Raw genomic sequence first — 16,692 nt, forward strand, 5'->3', positions numbered from 1 at the left:
AGCATGTCCGGAGCCCGTGTGCTGGTGACGGGGGCGAGCGGGTTCCTCGGCGGCCACGTCGTGCCCGAGCTGCAGACACACGGATACGAGGTCTTCGCCGCCGGTCGCAACGAGCCGGCGCTCGAACGGGTCGCTGACGAGGGACACCGCGTGCTCGGCGATCTGGCTTCGCTCCGCTTGCGGGACCTCCCGGTGGACGCCGTGATCCACTGCGCCGCGCTGTCGGCGCCCTGGGGGCGCTGGAGGGACTTCCGCGAGGCGAACATCGACGGCACCGGTCACGTCATCGAGTTCGCCCGTCGCAACCGTGTGCGCCGTGTCGTCCATGTCTCGTCTCCCAGCGTCTACGCCGCACCGCGGGACCGCGTCGACATCCGAGAATCCGAGGTCGACCGCGCCAATCGACTCAACGGATACATCCGCTCGAAGATCGCCGCAGAGGATCTGCTGCTCGAGGCGCTGGACTGCGGGACGATCCCCGAGCTCGTGATCGTGCGTCCTCGCGGCCTGATCGGCGTGGGCGATCCGAGCCTCGTGCCGCGTCTCCTCGACGTTCACGCTCGCATCGGCGTGCCGGTCTTCGATGGCGGGGAGAACGTCATTGACGTCACGGCGGTCGAGAACGTCGCCTCGGCGCTGAGGCTCGCGTTGACTCGGGGAGATGCCGCCGGTGGGGTGTACAACATCACCAACGACGACCCCCGGCGATTCCGCGAGCTGCTCACGATCCTGCTCGAGCGCATGGGGGAGACCCCGCGATTCCGCCCGATGAACCGTCGGACAGCCTGGGCCCTGGCATCAACGCTGGAGTGGGCCTGCTCAGTGCTGCCGTGGCAGCCGGAGCCGCCGCTCACCCGTTACACGCTCAGCACGATCGCGTACTCGCAGACACTCGACATCACGAGGGCGAAGACAGAGCTCGGATACCGCCCCGAGGTGTCGCTCGATGACGCACTCGCCGGCGTGGCCGCGCACCTGAGGGGGAACGCGTGACCGGTCGCCTCCGCCACTACATCTGCGGCAGCACCTCGCACGACGTCGGCGCGATGTTCCGTGGCGTGCCGCATGGCGTCCGCGAGTTCCCCTCCGGTGTGTTCCTGTACGACACTGCGGACGGTCGGCGCGTATTGTTCGACACCGGCTACGCGACGGGAGAGTGGCACACCGGCTGGCGCGGCGCCGTCTACCGCCGTCTGCTGCCGCCGACCGTCCGGGACGCTGACGATGTGGCCGCCCGCCTCCGAGCAGACGGCGTCGACCCGGCATCCGTCTCGCATGTCGTGCTGTCTCACCTGCACCCGGACCACGTCGGAGGGGTCCGTCGCTTCCCCCACGCCACCTTCGTACTGAGCTCGGGGCACGAGCGGACGCTGTCGGCTCCCTCACTGCGCACGGGGGTGCTCACCGGGCTGCTCCCGACCTGGTTCCCGGATGCCGAACGGATCGTGCTCGATGACGAGTCGTTCTCCGTCGTCGAAGTCGGCGGCATCGCACTGCGCGCTCACGATCTTCTCGGCGACGGCTCGTACCTCGTCGTCGATCTGCCGGGCCATGCCGACGGGCACCTCGGCGCTCTGATCGAGGGCCGTATCCTGCTCGCCGGCGATGCGGCATGGGGGAGCGACCTGATCCACGCCGCTGCCGATCTGAAGGCCCTGCCCCGCGCCGTCCAGCACGACGCGGATCGCTATGCCGCCACCGCGCGGCGTCTCGGTGAGCTCGCCGCCGCCGGCATCCGCGTGGTCTGCAGCCATGATCCGCTCGAGGCGAAGGAACTGTTGAGCTGATGTCGAATCTCCGGATCCTGCGCGAATTCGTCGCGGTGCGGTGGCTCCGTCCGTTGCACACTCGGGCTGCGATCGAGCGGCGGCAGCGGCGCCTGCTGCGCTCCCACCTGAGGTTCCTGCGGCGGCGGTCGCCCTACTTCCGAGAACTCCTGTCGACACGCTCGTTCTCGGATCTGCCGCTCATGGACAAGAGCGTCATGATGACTCGCTTCGACGAGATCAACACCGTCGGGGTCCGGAAGGACGAGGCACTCGCACTGGCGATCGGTAACGAGCGCTCCCGAGACTTCGACACTGACCTGGGCTCGAACTCGGTCGGGCTCTCGAGCGGCACCAGCGGCCACCGCGGCCTCTTCGTGGTGAGCAGCGCCGAACGTGATGCCTGGGTGGGAACCGTACTCGCCCGCACTCTGCCTCGGGGCGTGCTCTTCGGACATCGGATAGCGCTGTTCCTCAGGGCGGACAACACCCTGTACGAGTCGGTCGGCTCGCGGGCGGTCTCGTTCCGCTACTTCGACGTCTACGCCGACATGGACGACAACATCACCCGGCTGCGGGAGTACAGACCGACGATTCTCGTCGCTCCGCCGTCCGTGCTGCGTCTGATCGCGCGCGCGGCCGATGCCGGGGGGTTCGACGTCGTGCCGCAGCGGGTATACTCGGTGGCCGAGGTGCTCGAGATCTCCGACGAGCAGCGCATCACGGCGTCGCTCGGCCAGCGCCTGCTGCACCAGCTCTATCAGTGCACCGAGGGATTCCTCGCGCACACCTGCGAGCACGGTGTGATCCATCTGAACGAAGACAGCATCCTGGTCGAGCGCGAGGCGCTGGATGCCGAGCGGTTCACGCCGATCGTGACGGACCTGCGCCGCCGCGCGCAGCCGATCGTGCGGTACCGGCTCGGCGATGTCCTGCGCGAGCGGACCCATCCGTGCCCCTGCGGCAGCGCGCTCGCGGCTGTCGAGCGCATCGAGGGACGAGAGGGCGACACGCTCCTCTTCCGGTCACTCGACGGCCGAGATGTGCCCGTCTTCGCCGATGTGATCACTCGTGCGCTGCTCTTCGCCGACGGCTTCGACGAGTACCGCATCACGCAGATCGGCGAGTCGCGGCTGCAGATCGCACTCGATACCCTCGACGATCGATCTCGGCGTCTCGTCGAAGACGAGGTGGATGCGCTGGCCGACCGGCTGGGCTGCGAGCGACCGGACATCGCCTTCATCGACTACGTGAGCGACGGGGCCAGGAAACTGCGGCGCGTGGTGCAGGAATGGGGGGACCGGAGATGGTGAGGAGCTGCGAGATCGTGGGGTGGGGCACGGCTCTGCCTTCGCGCATCGTCCGATTCGGGGAGGAGACGCGGTATCGCATCGACGATGAGATGTCTCATCTCGACATGCTGACGGAGGCGTGCGAGCGGGCACTCGTGCACGCGGGCGTCACGGCGGACGACGTCGACCTCGTGCTCGGCGCATCAGCCGCGGGGATCCAGCCGATCCCGTGCACGGCCGCACTCGTACTGGAGAGGCTCACTCTCACGGGGCACGCGGCTGCCTTCGATGTGAATTCGACCTGCACGAGCTTCATCACGGCTCTCGACATCGCCTCGCGATACCTCGATGCCGGCGATCACGAGACGATCCTCGTGTTCGCGGGCGACGTGGGGACTCGGTTCCTCAACCCGGAGCAGCGGGAGAGCTTCGAACTCTTCAGCGATGCCGGCGCGGCCGTCGTGCTGCGCCGTTCTGCTGATCCCGACCGCGGAGTGATCGCCAGCGCTCAGCGCACCTGGCCGGCGTACGCGCACGACACGGAGATCAGGGGAGGGCTGTCGGGATCGCCCGCGCAGGCGTACGCCACCGGAGACCCCGCCGACTACCTCTTCGACATGAACGGGCGCAGGGCGCTGTTGGGCATGATGCGCGTGCTTCCCGACTTCTTCGATGCGTTCCACCGGGATGCGGCGATCTCGCGTGACGATGTCGCGCTCTGGGTGCCGCATCAGGCGTCGGCGGCGCTCGGGCCGATGCTCGACCGCCTCGGGATCCCGGTCGATCGTCGGATCGACGAGGTGCGGGACTTCGGCAACATGGTCTCGTCGTCCGTGCCGTTCATGCTCGCCCGCGCGCTCGAGAGTGGCCGCGTCGGGGCCGGAGACACCGTGATCCTGTGCGGTACGGCCGCGGGCCTCACCGCCAACATCCTGGCTCTCCGGCTCTGAGTCAGGAGTCAGGTGCCGCAGAGGGCGGCTGAGCTGCCTCGAGCTCTCAGATCAGAGTGCGGCCGATGCTCCCGATCACGCCGTCGATCGGCTGGCCCGATGCGTCGCGTCGTGCGCCGGGCTCGGGGAGCTTGCGTACCGCACCTGTCGGGTCGACTGCCTGCGCGGGGCTCGGACCGACCCAGGCGACCGTGAGACGGTCCTCCCCCTTCAGGAACGAGTGCGCGCGCACTCCGCCGGTCGCGCGGCCCTTCGACGGGTACTCCGAGAACGGCGTGACCTTGGCGCGACCCGGCTCGGTTCCGGGAAGGATGCTGTCGGATCCCGAGACGGTGGCGACGACCGCCTCCGCATCAGGCCCCACTGCGCCGAAGAAGAGCACGGATGATCCGGTGCCCAGCTTGATGCCGGCCATTCCGCCGGCGGGCGCGCCCTGGGGGCGCACGGTGGATGCCGAGAAACGCAGCAGCTGCGCGTCGGTCGTCACGAACACGAGGTCGGCGTCGTCCTGAGCTTCCACGGCCCCGACGACGGTGTCGCCGGGCTTCATGCCGATGACTTCCAGATCGGGGCGCACGGGCAGCGTCGACGGGACGATGCGCTTGACCGTGCCCTGTGCAGTACCCAGAGCGATCGGGACGTCGCTGTCGAAGCGCACGAAACCGAGGATCCGTTCTCCCCGAGTGGTGATGCCGAGATAGTCGCGCAGCGGGGCGCCCGCCGCGAGCTGCACGGACGACGACGGCACGGACGGCAGATCCACGGGGGAGAAACGCAGCACGCGACCCTCGGTGGTGAGCGCGCCGATCTCCGCACGAACCGTCGTCTCGACCGTCGTCAGGATCGCGTCGTGCTTGCTCCGTCGCGCCGGAAGGCTCAGCTCCTGGCCCTCGGCGAGGTCGACCCGCACGGCACGGCCCGTCGTCGACAGCACGAGCACTGTCGGAGCGTCGGCGATCTGCAGGTCGACCGCTCCCTTCGTGGCGCGCGGCTTCGGGGGTGCGGCGTTCATCAGCAGCGTGCGGCGAGGAGTGCCGTAGGCGTCGGCTGCGGCATCCAGCTCTTGCGCGACCACTGCTCGGAGGAGCACGTCGCTCCCGAGCAGCTCGCGCAGCCTGGCGATCTCGGCGAGCAGGGCGTCGCGCTCGGTCTCGAGCTCGATGCGCGAGAACTTCGTCAGGCGTCGCAGGCGCAGTTCGAGGATGTACTCGGCCTGAAGCTCGCTGAGATCGAACACGGAGCGCAGCCGTGCGCGCGCCTGTTCGGAGTCGTCTGACGAGCGGATGACCTGGATGACCTCGTCGATGTCGAGGATCGCGATGAGCAGGCCCTCGACGAGATGCAGGCGCTCTTCTCGGCGTGCGAGGCGGTAGCGACTGCGACGGGTGATGACCTCGAGTCGGTGCGCGACATACACGCGCAGCATCTCTTTGAGGCCGAGCGTGCGCGGCTGCCCGTCGACCAGGGCGACGTTGTTGATGCTGAAGGAATCTTCGAGAGGGGTGAGCCGGTAGAGCTGCTCGAGCACGGCGTTCGGGTCGAAGCCGGTCTTGATGCCGATCGCGACGCGCAGTCCGTGGTTGCGGTCGGTGAGGTCGGTGACGTCGCTGATGCCCTGCAGCTTCTTCGACTGCACAGCGTCACGGATCTTCTCGATCAGTCTCTCGGGGCCGACCATGTAGGGCAGCTCGGACACGATGATGCCCGTGCGCCGCGGCCCGAGCGGCTCGACCGACACCTTGCCGCGCACCTTCAAGGCGCCGCGTCCGGTGGCGTACGCGTCTCTGACGCCGTCCAGCCCCATCAGGATGCCGCCAGAGGGGAAGTCGGGGCCGGGCACGAACTCCATGAGCTCTTCGGTGGTGGCCTCGGGGTTCTCGAGCAGATGAGTGGCGGCGGCGACGACCTCGATCAGGTTGTGCGGTGCCATGTTGGTCGCCATGCCGACGGCGATGCCGCTCGCGCCGTTGACCAGGAGGTTCGGGAACGCGGCGGGGAGCACAGAGGGCTGCTGGAACTGGCCGTCGTAGTTCGGGATGAAGTCGACGACGTCCTCGTCGAGGTTCTCGGTGAGAGCCATCGCGGGGGAGGCGAGCCGTGCCTCGGTGTAGCGAGCCGCTGCGGGCCCGTCGTCGAGCGAGCCGAAGTTGCCGTGGCCGTCGATCAGCGGCACACGCAGAGCCCATTCCTGGGCGAGGCGCACAAGAGCGTCGTAGATCGCCGAGTCGCCGTGAGGGTGCAGCTTTCCCATGACCTCGCCCACGACACGGGCGCTCTTGACATGACCGCGGTCAGGGCGGAGTCCCATCTCGGCCATCTGGTAGAGGATGCGACGCTGCACGGGCTTCAGGCCGTCGCGAGCGTCAGGCAGAGCCCGCGAGTAGATCACCGAATAGGCGTATTCGAGGAACGAACCCTGCATCTCAGTCTCGAGATCGATGTCCTGGATTCGCTCGGGGGCGAGCTCGGCAGGCGGGGTCTTCGGCATGGGCATCCTGAATGGTGCGAGGCAGAGGGCGTACGGGAGCCTGTGTCAGACTGGCTCGGATGTCCCTCATTCTACCGTCCGAGTCGCTCGCAGCCCGCAGCGTCGTCGGGGTGGCGGACGACGTGTTCGCCGCTCTGCGCGGCGAATCGGCGAGCCTGCAACGGGCTGAATCCGTCGTTCTCGTGCTCATCGACGGCCTCGGTGCCATCAGTCTGCGTGCCCACGCCGGCCATGCCAGGGCGCTCACGTCCGGGATGGCGAAGAAGGATGTCGCGCACTCGGTCTTCCCGTCGACCACCGCAGCCGCCCTGACCAGCATCCTGACCGGGGTGTGGCCGGGGCAGCACGGCCTGGTCGGCTACCGGGTTCTCGACCCCGCGCGGGGCATCCTGGTCAACCAGCTCACCGGCTGGGAGTCGGAAGGACTGGATCCGGCGACGTGGCAGGCTGCTCCGACGGTCTTCGAGCGCGCGCGTGCAGAGGGGCGCCCGACCTACGCGGTGGGCGTCGCGGCCTACGCGGCGAGCGGGTTCACCCGAGCGACGCTTCGCGGTGCCGACTTCGTCGCCGCGCAGACACCCGCAGAACGCGTCGAGGTGGCCTACGACCTCGCCGAGCGCCACCCGGGTTCACTCATCTACTGCTACCTGCCCGAAGCCGATAAGGCCGGGCACAGGTACGGACTGGACTCGGTGCAATGGGTGTCGGCGCTCGAAGAGATCGACGCCGCGCTGTCGCGACGCGTTCCGCCGGGCGTCGGTGTCCTCGTGACCTCGGACCACGGCATGCTCGACGTGCCTGCGCACCGGCAGATCGTGCTCGAAGCAGAGCACCTCGTCGGGGTGCGGCACATCGGCGGAGAGCCCAGGATGCTGCATGTCTACGTCGAGCCGGACGCCGACGCTGCGACGGTCGCAAAGCGGTTGCGCGATGATCTCGCCGGCCTCGCCGACGTCGGCACCCGGGAGCAGACGATCGCGTCAGGATTCTTCGGCCCCGAGGTGACGCCGGCCGCCGCGTCGCGGATCGGCGATGTCCTCGTCGTGGCCAGGGGCAACGGCGCGGTCTACGACGGCACCGCAGCGGATCAGCGCAGCCGAGGAATGATCGGTCAGCACGGAGGTCTGACTTCGGAAGAACGTCAGGTTCCGTTGCTGAGGTTCGGCGCTTTCGCCCGCTGACCGCGGGCACCGGCGCCCGGCCTACTCGTCGGTGCGTGCTCCGAACACGATCTCGTCCCACGACGGCATCGCGTTGCGGCGGCGTCGGCGACCGTTGCCCTCGTTCGAGGGCTCGGGTGCGGCCTTCGGCTCGTCGTCATCGTCGGGCTCGTCGTTCTCGAGGGCATCGAACAACGCGATCGGATTCTGGTCCGAGCCGTCATCATCTGCCTGGTCGAGGATCGGCGCGGTCTCGCGCTGACCGCGCCGGCGTCGCAGCGCCTCGAGCAGATCGGCGGTCTCCGGGCTCGTCGTCGCCGATTCCGGTGCACGCTTGATGGCGGCATCCTGCACCGCGGCCGCCGACCGCTCGGGCGCGATGCTGTCCTCGTCATCGGCTTCGGGCGGCGGGAGCAGGCGGGGGCCGAACGCGCCGGAGTCGAAGCGGCTGTCGTCCTTGTAGGGCGATGCCTGCCGTTCGGCCTCGACAGCGCGCAGGCGCGGGATGAGACCGTCGGGCAGCGAGCCCTGGCGGGACAGCTGGGTGGCGTCGGCGTTGAGGGGCGCCAGCGCACTTCGTCGTGGGTCGAAGCTCCAGCGAGCGTCATGCTCGACCTCGTTGGCGGTGAACTCGAGCTTGATGATCCAGCCGGATTCGTCTTTCCAGCTCGCCCAGCGCTCGGCTGAGGCCTCGACCTCAGACAGTTTGGCGCGGATCGCGGTGCCGAAAGTGGGCTGAGCGTCGGGCTCCACGTCGCTGCCGATCAGCACCGGCACGGCGAGGGCCTGGCCGATGACGTGCTCGCGCTCGGCGAGAACCGGTCCTTCGAAGCGGATGACGTCGTCGACACCGATGCCGAGGAGTGCGGCGACCTCGGGTGCCGTGAGTCCGGCGCGGATCTGCGCCTGGATGTCGCGCGGACTCGCGGCGAGCCGCTGGGCCGTGGGCTCGCTCTGGCGCGTCGCCCGCCGGAGCTCGCGGTGCAGGACGTCGTCGATGGGCAGCGCGAACCGCTCGCCCGACTCGGTCGCGAGTACGAGCAGTCCTGCTTCTGTGCCGACGATGGTGACGTTTTCCATGCGAATGCCCCTCTGATGGGTGTGCGTTCATGGTGTCACGCGGGGCCGCTCAGAACCGGGAATACTCTGGGCGTGCCGTGAGTTTGGTCTGTCGCAGCCGCGGGCATTTGCTTATTCCTCCGCGGTCATGCAAACTATGGCCGCCGATTACCCCGACGGCGCACCACCCACTCGCATGAAAGTGGAGATTCACCACATGGCAACCGACTACGACGCTCCCCGCAAGAGTGAAGACGACTCCGAGTCGATCGAAGCCCTCAAGGAGCGTGTGCCGGACAAGCTCTCCGGCTCCTCAGGCGACGAAGACGCGGACAACCCGTCCAGCTTCGATCTCCCTGGAGCCGATCTTTCCGACCTCGAACTTGATGTCGTCGTGCTGCCCGCGCAGCAGGACGAGTTCACCTGCATGAACTGCTTCCTCGTGAAGCACCGTTCGCAGCTCGATCACGAGGGCGCTTCCGGCCTCATCTGCAAGGAGTGCGCTGCCTGAGCGCACCTGAGAACAAGAACTCACGCGCCCCCGACCTCACGGTCAGGGGCGCGTCGTCTTTGTGGTGAGGTCAGCGCTGGGCTGCGACGATCGCGGCGGCCAGCCGATCGGGCGTGCGCGTCGAGATGGTCCAGGTGCTCACGGGGTCGTCAGGGTCGTCGTTCGCAACGACGACGACACCGTCGACACCGCCGCGGATGAGATGCCAGCCCCGAGCGGGCAGAGCGGGCCCCCGCGCCTGGCGTGCCCCTTCGCCGCTCAGCGCTCTGGGCGTGCCGAGGTGCCGGACCTCGATGTGCGCTCGACCCGCACGGAGCACGTCGCCGTCGACCGCCACGACCGGGGCGAGGCCTATGAAGGCGACCACGAGCACGGCCGACACGGCGGCTCCGACGACCAGGGCGACGGTCGAGCCGATGGGCACGAAGATGAGCGCCACCATGGGGCCGGCCAGAGCGACCGTCACCAGCAGCCACAGGCTGGGGGACAGTCTCTCGCGGTAGCGGGTCCGCGCGTCAGGAGCGATGTTCTGCATTAGCCTCGGGGGGTGACTGAATCCGTTGATGTCCCCATTATCGCCTCTGTCGTGCCCGGCTACGCCCACCCCGGCGATGCCGGAGCCGATCTGGTGGCGGCCGAGGCCGTTCATCTGGCCCCGGGGGAGCGGGCGCTCGTCGCGACCGGCGTGCGCATCGCGCTCCCTGAGGGCTATGCGGCGTTCGTCGTTCCCCGGAGCGGTCTCGCGGCCAAGCACGGGATCTCGATCGTGAACTCGCCGGGAACGGTGGATGCCGGATACCGCGGTGAGATCAAGGTGAGTCTGATCAACACCGACATCCGCACGGCGTACGATGTCGCCGTCGGCGATCGCATCGCGCAGCTGATCGTGATGCCCGTGACCCGTGCGACCTTCATCCCCGTCGAGGAGCTGCCAGGCAGCGTCCGCGGCGAGGGGGGTTTCGGTTCGACCGGCTACCAGGCAGGACTCCATTCATCTTCGGCAGGACAGATCAATGACTGACAACAACGCGACTCCCTCGAAGTCGGCACCGGACGACCGGGCGACGCAGGGTCCCTTCGACGACTCCGAGGCGAACCCGGTTCGTCCGTACATCGACCTCGGCGGCATCAAGATCCTGCCGCGCGAGGGACTGAATCTCCGGCTCGAGGTCGAGGAGCAGTCCAAGCGCATCGTCGCCGTCGGACTCGACTACGCCGACTCCTCTCTCCAGGTGCAGCCGTTCGCGGCGCCCCGATCCGGCGGACTGTGGGACGAGACCCGCGTGCAGCTGCGCGATCAGGTCCGCACCCAGGGCGGGCGGGTCGAGGAGCGCGAGGGGCCGCTCGGCAAAGAGCTGCTCGCCGAGGTCCCCGCGGCTGCCAATGAGGGCTCTGGGCTGCGGCTCGCCCGGTTCATCGGCATCGACGGCCCTCGATGGTTCCTCCGTGGCGTCATCGGCGGAGCTGCGGCGTCGGATCTCGAGGCCGCTGCCAAGGTGGAGGACCTCTTCCGGTCGATCGTGGTCGTCCGCGGTGGAGCTCCGATGCCTCCGCGCGACCTGATCCCGTTGAAGATGCCCGCGACTCCCGGCTCCGCGTGACCACCCCGGCTCCCGACCCCGAGCGCGAGCAGAGCGCATCCGACATCGTCGGAGCCGCCCTCGGCGGCGCCGCTCGACGCGCCGGCCTCGATCCGACCGAGAGCGACGCGACGCACAAGGTGGTGTGGTCAGCGATGGGCGGATGGCGCGGCATCCTCGAGTCGGTGCTGCCCAGCCTCGCGTTCGTCATCCTCTTCACGATCCGCCCGGAACCCCTGATCCTGCCTCTCGGAGTGTCGGTCGGACTCGCGGCGGTGTTCACCGTCGTGCGCCTGCTCCAGAAGTCGCCGCCCTCGGCTGCCATCGGTGGCCTCGTCGCCGCCGCGGCTGCCGCCGCCCTCGCGTTGTGGACCGGGCGAGGCGAGGACAACTTCGTACCCGGGCTCATCACCAACGCCGTCTACGGCACCGGCATGCTCGTCTCGGCCCTGATCGGCTGGTCGCTGATCGGTCTCGCCGTCGGCTTCCTGATGGGGGAGGGCACCGCGTGGAGGCGCGATCGGCGAAAGCGGCGCGCGTTCCTGTGGCTCGGCATCGCCTGGGCTGCGCTCTTCTTCGCACGTCTCGCAGTGCAGCTGCCGCTGTACCTCGCCGGGGACGTCACAGCTCTCGGCACGCTCAAGCTGATCATGGGGCTGCCCCTGTTCGCTCCACTGATCGCGGTCACCTGGCTCGTCGTGCGCGCCCTGTATCCGCGAACCCCGGATGCCGGAACACCGCAGCGGTCATGATAGATTTATCTTGACATCAAGATAAATTGCAGGCTTTCGCCCGGAGGCTGAGCGGAGCAGACTGGTTAGGTCTGCCTTGCTAGCCGCAGGGGCTCGCTGGCGAGCAAGATGGAGGCGCCTGTCGCTCCCATCCGAATAGAAGGAGACGGAATCGTGTCCACGGTGAACAGCTTCGGTGCCAAGAGCACCCTGACGGTCGGCAGCACCGACTACGAGATCTTCCGCATCGACACGGTGCCCGGTTTCGACAAGCTCCCTTTCAGTCTCAAGGTCCTCCTCGAGAACCTGCTTCGCACCGAGGACGGCGCGAACGTGACGAAGGCGCAGATCGAAGCTCTGGGTTCGTGGGATGCCGCGGCTGATCCGAGCACCGAGATCCAGTTCACGCCGGCCCGTGTGGTCATGCAGGACTTCACCGGTGTTCCCTGCATCGTCGATCTCGCCACCATGCGCGAGGCCGTCACGGCGCTGGGCGGCGACGCGAACAAGATCAACCCGTTGTCGCCTGCCGAGATGGTCATCGACCACTCGGTGATCGCCGACCTCTTCGGCTCGGAGAACGCGCTCGAGCGCAACGTCGAGATCGAGTACGAGCGCAATGGCGAGCGCTACCAGTTCCTGCGCTGGGGCCAGACGGCCTTCAGCGACTTCAAGGTCGTTCCCCCGGGGACCGGCATCGTGCACCAGGTGAACATCGAGCACCTGGCCAAGGTCATCTACGACCGCGACGTCGACGGTGTGCTTCGTGCCTACCCCGACACCTGCGTCGGCACCGACTCGCACACCACCATGGTCAACGGTCTGGGCGTGCTCGGCTGGGGTGTCGGCGGCATCGAGGCCGAGGCCGCGATGCTCGGCCAGCCCGTGTCGATGCTCATCCCGCGCGTGGTCGGCTTCAAGCTCTCGGGCGAGATCCCGGCCGGTGTCACGGCGACCGACGTCGTCCTCACGATCACCGACCTGCTGCGCAAGCACGGCGTCGTCGGCAAGTTCGTGGAGTTCTACGGCGAGGGCGTCGCGTCCGTGCCGCTCGCGAACCGCGCCACCATCGGCAACATGTCGCCCGAGTTCGGTTCGACCGCCGCGATCTTCCCGATCGACGACGTCACCCTCGACTACCTGCGCCTGACCGGTCGCAGCGAAGAGGCCGTCGCGCTGGTCGAGGCCTATGCCAAGGAGCAGAAGCTCTGGCACGACGCCTCGCAGGAGCCCGTCTTCAGCGAGTACCTCGAGCTCGATCTCGGCACCGTGGTGCCCTCGATCGCCGGCCCGAAGCGCCCGCAGGACCGCATCCTCCTCTCCGAGGCGAAGTCGCAGTTCGAGCACGACATCCTCGCCTACGCCGCGCCGTCCACCTCGGACGACGTCGTCGACCTCGAGTCGAAGCACTCCTTCCCGGCATCCGACCCGGGCAACGCTCCGGGCGAAGAAGAGCCGCACACCACCCGTCCGGTGCACATCAACAGCGGTGCTCCGGCGAACGCGTCGAAGCCTGTGCCGGTCACGACTCCGTCTGGCGAGAAGTACATCCTCGACAACGGTGCGGTGACGCTCGCGGCGATCACGTCGTGCACCAACACCTCGAACCCTTCGGTGATGATCGCCGCGGGTCTGGTCGCCCGCAAGGCGCTCGAGAAGGGGCTCAAGCAGAAGCCGTGGGTCAAGACCACCCTCGGCCCGGGTTCCAAGGTCGTCACCGACTACTACGAGAAGTCCGGTCTCGACAAGGACCTCGAGGGGCTCGGCTTCTACACCGTCGGCTACGGCTGCACCATCTGCATCGGCAACTCGGGCCCGCTGATCGAGGAGGTCTCCGCGGCCATCAACGATCACGACCTCGCCGTGACCGCAGTTCTTTCGGGAAACCGCAACTTCGAGGGACGCATCAGCCCCGACGTGAAGATGAACTACCTCGCCAGCCCGCCGCTGGTGATCGCCTACGCGCTGGCAGGCTCGATGCACTTCGACTTCGAGAACGACGCGCTTGGCAAGGGAACCGATGGCGAAGACGTCTTCCTGAGGGACATCTGGCCCACCCCGGCCGAGGTCCAGGAGCTCGTCGACTCGTCGATCTCGCGTGAGCAGTTCATCAAGCAGTACTCGACCGTCTTCGACGGCGACGAGCGCTGGCGCAGCCTGCCCACCCCGGACGACGACATCTTCCAGTGGGACGAGAACTCGACGTACGTGCGCAAGGCGCCGTACTTCGACGGTATGACGATGGAGCTCACGCCGGTGCGCGACATCGAGGGCGCGCGCGTCATGGCGACCCTGGGCGACTCGGTCACGACCGACCACATCTCACCCGCCGGCAACATCAAGCCCGGCACGCCTGCGGCGCAGTACCTCACCGAGCACGGCGTCGACCGCAAGGACTTCAACTCCTTCGGATCGCGTCGTGGCAACCACGAGGTCATGATCCGCGGAACGTTCGCGAACATCCGCCTGAAGAACGTCATGGTCTCGGCCGTCAACGACGGCCAGGTCGTCGAGGGTGGCTTCACCCGTGACTTCACGAAGCCCGGCGGACCGCAGTCGTACATCTACGACGCGAGCATGAACTACCAGGAGCAGGGCACGCCCCTCGTCATCTTCGGCGGCAAGGAGTACGGCTCGGGCTCGTCGCGTGACTGGGCGGCCAAGGGCACGAGCCTGCTGGGCGTCAAGGCTGTCATCACCGAGAGCTTCGAGCGCATCCACCGCTCCAACCTGATCGGCATGGGCGTCGTCCCGCTGCAGTTCCCCGCCGGCGAGAGCTGGGAGTCGCTGGGTCTCGACGGCACCGAGGTCGTCTCGATCTCGGGTCTCGAGGAGCTCAACAACGGGGTGACCCCGAAGACGGTGCGCGTGACGGCGACGCCGACCGAGGACTCGCCCGAGGGCAAGCAGGTCGTGGAGTTCGACGCCGTCGTCCGGATCGACACCCCCGGTGAGGCGGACTACTACCGCAACGGCGGAATCCTGCAGTACGTGCTGCGCTCGCTGGTCTGATTCAGCGACGAAAGGGCCCGGTTCTTCGGAATCGGGCCCTTTCGCGTGAGCGCGGTCGTGTCAAGGGGCGAGGCGTTCTCCGAGCTTTCACGGATGGCCGCGGTAGGATCGATCAGGCTTTCGAACCGGAATCGGATGCCGCCGACGGTGACTATGAGGAGGTGCAGATGCCCATTCTTCCGAGCATCTCAGGACCCCGTGATCTCGACTCCCTCTCTGAGGAGCAGCTGATCGAACTCGCCGGTGAGGTGCGCGAGTTCCTCGTCGAGAACGTGTCCCGTACCGGTGGCCATCTCGGTCCCAATCTCGGAGTGGTCGAGCTCACGATCGCTCTGCACCGGACCTTCTCGTCGCCCGACGATCCGTTCATCTTCGACACCGGCCACCAGTCCTACGTGCACAAGCTGCTCACGGGGCGCCAGGACTTCTCGTCTCTCCGCGTCCGCGGCGGCCTCGCAGGCTATCCTCAGCGTGGCGAGAGCCCGCACGATGTCGTCGAGTCCTCCCACGCCTCGAGCTCCCTCAGCTGGGCCGACGGCGTGTCGCGTGCGATGACCGCGACCGGCCGCGGCGATCGTCATGTGGTCGCAGTGGTCGGTGACGGCGCGCTCACCGGCGGTATGACGTGGGAGGCGCTCAACAACATCTCCGATGACAACGACCGCAACCTGGTGATCGTCGTCAACGACAACGGGCGCTCCTACGCTCCGACGATCGGTGGGATGTCGCGGTATCTGAATCGGGTTCGCACCGCCGCGGCCTACAAGGATCTGCACCACAAGTCAGATCGACTCTTTCGGGCATTCGGACCCGTAGGCCGCGCGGTCTTCCGCGGCGTGCGAGGTGGCACGCACGGGTTCCTGTCGCGCTTCACGAACAACGAGGCGCTGTATTCCAATCTCGACATCAAATACCTCGGACCGGTCGACGGACACGACCTCCCGGTACTCCTCGAGACCCTCGAACTCGCGAAGTCCTATGGCGCTCCCGTCATCGTGCACGCCATCACGGAGAAGGGGCGCGGATACCAGCCCGCCCGTGACGACGAGGCAGACCAGTTCCATGCCGTCGGACGCATCGATCCGACCACAGGCGAGACGCTCTCGTCGGGCGGCACGGGCTGGACCGACGTCTTCTCCGATGCCCTGGTCTCCGTCGGCGAGCGTCGCGATGATGTCATCGCGATGACCGCGGCGATGCTGCGGCCTACGGGCCTCGCTCCGTTCGCAGAGCGCTTCCCCGACCGTGTGTACGACGTGGGCATCGCCGAGCAGCACGCGGTGGCGTCGGCCGCAGGTCTCGCGTTCGGCGGGCTGCACCCCGTCGTGGCCCTGTACGCGACCTTCATGAATCGCGCGTTCGATCAGGTGCTCATGGACGTCGCGCTGCACCGCGCTGGCGTCACCTTCGTGCTCGACCGCGCAGGTGTCACCGGACCCGACGGGCCCAGCCACCACGGTATGTGGGACCTCGCGATGCTGCAGATCGTCCCCCACATCCGCATCGCGGCACCACGAGACGCGGCGCGCCTGGGCGAAGCTCTCGACGAGGCCGTCCTGGTGGACGATGCGCCCACGGTGATCCGCTTCCCCAAGGGCGACGTCTCGCCAGAGCTGCCGGCGATCGAGCGCCTGCACGACGGCGTGGACGTGCTGGCGCGCGGAGAATCCGAGGACGTCCTGCTGGTCGCCATCGGCCCGTTCGCGGCGCTCGCGATGGATGTAGCCGAGCGGCTTCGTGCGCAGGGGATCGGCGCGACGGTGATCGACCCGCGGTGGGCGATTCCCGTGCAGCCCTCGATCGTGAGCATGGCTGCGCGACATCGTCTCGTGATCACCATCGAAGACGGCATCCGCGTCGGTGGCATCGGCACTCGCGTCCGTCAGGTGCTTCGCGAGGCGGGCATCGACACGGCCGTCGACGAGCTGGGTCTTCCGGACGAGTTCATCGATCACGCGTCGCGGGACCAGATTCTCGCGGACGCGGGCCTCACCGCGTCGAAGATCGCGCAGGACGTCGTCTCCCAGGTGCTCGGAACCCGGATCCCTGTCGCACGGGACGCCGGCGCGAACGGCACGATCGACCTGCCGCTCCACGAACGGCGCTGAACGACGCCGCAGACTTCGTGTCTGCCGCTGACCGG

General features: G+C 67.9%; 14 protein-coding genes. 11 read left to right on the forward strand and 3 right to left on the reverse strand.

The features are described from left to right. Positions 1–3 precede the first annotated feature (3 nt). From ACIOU8_RS01890 to ACIOU8_RS01905, 4 genes are read left to right on the forward strand one after another with little or no spacing between them, the layout of a single operon-like run. Entirely contained in the window at positions 4–993 is a 990-nt protein-coding gene (locus ACIOU8_RS01890; RefSeq protein WP_400785272.1) for an NAD-dependent epimerase/dehydratase family protein, read from the forward strand. Beyond that, positions 990–1,787, forward strand: coding sequence for an MBL fold metallo-hydrolase (locus ACIOU8_RS01895; RefSeq protein WP_400785274.1), 798 nt, complete (start codon positions 990–992; stop codon positions 1,785–1,787). Before ACIOU8_RS01890 ends, ACIOU8_RS01895 begins: the two co-directional genes overlap by 4 nt. Beyond that, positions 1,787–3,079 (forward strand): F390 synthetase-related protein, encoded by a 1,293-nt coding sequence (locus ACIOU8_RS01900; RefSeq protein ID WP_400785276.1) that lies wholly within the window; start codon positions 1,787–1,789, stop codon positions 3,077–3,079. The genes ACIOU8_RS01895 and ACIOU8_RS01900 overlap by 1 nt, the downstream gene beginning before the upstream one ends. Positions 3,080–3,093: 14 nt before the next feature. Then, a complete protein-coding gene (locus tag ACIOU8_RS01905; protein WP_400785278.1) occupies positions 3,094–4,008 on the forward strand; it encodes a 3-oxoacyl-ACP synthase III family protein in 915 nt (304 codons plus the stop codon). Between the two features lie 46 nt (positions 4,009–4,054). Here ACIOU8_RS01905 and ACIOU8_RS01910 read toward each other — a convergent pair whose 3' ends face one another. Continuing rightward, positions 4,055–6,496: a DNA topoisomerase (ATP-hydrolyzing) subunit A gene (locus ACIOU8_RS01910; RefSeq protein WP_400785280.1), complete on the reverse strand. Its 2,442-nt coding sequence runs from the start codon at positions 6,494–6,496 to the stop codon at positions 4,055–4,057. Between the two features lie 59 nt (positions 6,497–6,555). On the opposite strand from ACIOU8_RS01910, the gene ACIOU8_RS01915 reads away from it, so the two are divergent. Next, on the forward strand, positions 6,556–7,677 hold the full coding sequence (locus tag ACIOU8_RS01915) for an alkaline phosphatase family protein (protein WP_400785282.1): 1,122 nt from the start codon (positions 6,556–6,558) through the stop codon (positions 7,675–7,677). Between the two features lie 21 nt (positions 7,678–7,698). Here ACIOU8_RS01915 and sepH read toward each other — a convergent pair whose 3' ends face one another. After that, positions 7,699–8,736 (reverse strand): septation protein SepH, encoded by a 1,038-nt coding sequence (gene sepH / locus ACIOU8_RS01920; RefSeq protein WP_400785284.1) that lies wholly within the window; start codon positions 8,734–8,736, stop codon positions 7,699–7,701. Positions 8,737–8,932: 196 nt separating this feature from the next. Here sepH and ACIOU8_RS01925 point away from each other — a divergent pair, with 196 nt between their 5' ends. Beyond that, the gene (locus ACIOU8_RS01925) at positions 8,933–9,226 is read left to right on the forward strand and encodes a DUF4193 domain-containing protein (protein WP_400785286.1); all 294 of its coding nucleotides are present in this window, start codon (positions 8,933–8,935) and stop codon (positions 9,224–9,226) included. A gap of 70 nt (positions 9,227–9,296) precedes the next feature. Here ACIOU8_RS01925 and ACIOU8_RS01930 read toward each other — a convergent pair whose 3' ends face one another. Continuing rightward, positions 9,297–9,761 (reverse strand): DUF3093 family protein, encoded by a 465-nt coding sequence (locus ACIOU8_RS01930; protein ID WP_400785288.1) that lies wholly within the window; start codon positions 9,759–9,761, stop codon positions 9,297–9,299. A 12-nt stretch (positions 9,762–9,773) separates the two neighbouring features. On the opposite strand from ACIOU8_RS01930, the gene dut reads away from it, so the two are divergent. The 5 genes from dut (at position 9,774) to dxs (ending at position 16,657) form a co-directional block, all read left to right on the forward strand. Beyond that, on the forward strand, positions 9,774–10,247 hold the full coding sequence (gene dut / locus ACIOU8_RS01935) for a dUTP diphosphatase (RefSeq protein ID WP_400785289.1): 474 nt from the start codon (positions 9,774–9,776) through the stop codon (positions 10,245–10,247). Continuing rightward, positions 10,240–10,827, forward strand: coding sequence for a DUF3710 domain-containing protein (locus ACIOU8_RS01940; RefSeq protein ID WP_140037186.1), 588 nt, complete (start codon positions 10,240–10,242; stop codon positions 10,825–10,827). Before dut ends, ACIOU8_RS01940 begins: the two co-directional genes overlap by 8 nt. Further along, positions 10,824–11,558: a DUF3159 domain-containing protein gene (locus tag ACIOU8_RS01945; RefSeq protein WP_400785292.1), complete on the forward strand. Its 735-nt coding sequence runs from the start codon at positions 10,824–10,826 to the stop codon at positions 11,556–11,558. The genes ACIOU8_RS01940 and ACIOU8_RS01945 overlap by 4 nt, the downstream gene beginning before the upstream one ends. 153 nt (positions 11,559–11,711) lie before the next feature. Further along, positions 11,712–14,549, forward strand: a complete 2,838-nt coding sequence (locus ACIOU8_RS01950) for an aconitate hydratase (RefSeq protein WP_400785293.1) — start codon at positions 11,712–11,714, stop codon at positions 14,547–14,549. Positions 14,550–14,716: 167 nt separating this feature from the next. Next, positions 14,717–16,657, forward strand: coding sequence for a 1-deoxy-D-xylulose-5-phosphate synthase (gene dxs, locus ACIOU8_RS01955; RefSeq protein WP_400785295.1), 1,941 nt, complete (start codon positions 14,717–14,719; stop codon positions 16,655–16,657). Positions 16,658–16,692: the final 35 nt, after the last annotated feature.

Origin of the sequence: Microbacterium sp. NPDC087589 (assembly GCF_044743635.1) — a bacterium.
Classification (GTDB): Bacteria; Actinomycetota; Actinomycetes; order Actinomycetales; family Microbacteriaceae; genus Microbacterium.

Coding starts and splice junctions, on each gene's coding strand:
- ACIOU8_RS01930 (WP_400785288.1), bottom strand. CDS start 9,761: ATGCAGAACATCGCTCCTGACGCGCGGACCCGCTACCGCGAGAGACTG.
- dxs (WP_400785295.1), top strand. CDS start 14,717: ATGCCCATTCTTCCGAGCATCTCAGGACCCCGTGATCTCGACTCCCTC.
- ACIOU8_RS01915 (WP_400785282.1), top strand. CDS start 6,556: ATGTCCCTCATTCTACCGTCCGAGTCGCTCGCAGCCCGCAGCGTCGTC.
- ACIOU8_RS01940 (WP_140037186.1), top strand. CDS start 10,240: ATGACTGACAACAACGCGACTCCCTCGAAGTCGGCACCGGACGACCGG.
- ACIOU8_RS01900 (WP_400785276.1), top strand. CDS start 1,787: ATGTCGAATCTCCGGATCCTGCGCGAATTCGTCGCGGTGCGGTGGCTC.
- sepH (WP_400785284.1), bottom strand. CDS start 8,736: ATGGAAAACGTCACCATCGTCGGCACAGAAGCAGGACTGCTCGTACTC.
- ACIOU8_RS01890 (WP_400785272.1), top strand. CDS start 4: ATGTCCGGAGCCCGTGTGCTGGTGACGGGGGCGAGCGGGTTCCTCGGC.
- ACIOU8_RS01910 (WP_400785280.1), bottom strand. CDS start 6,496: ATGCCGAAGACCCCGCCTGCCGAGCTCGCCCCCGAGCGAATCCAGGAC.
- ACIOU8_RS01925 (WP_400785286.1), top strand. CDS start 8,933: ATGGCAACCGACTACGACGCTCCCCGCAAGAGTGAAGACGACTCCGAG.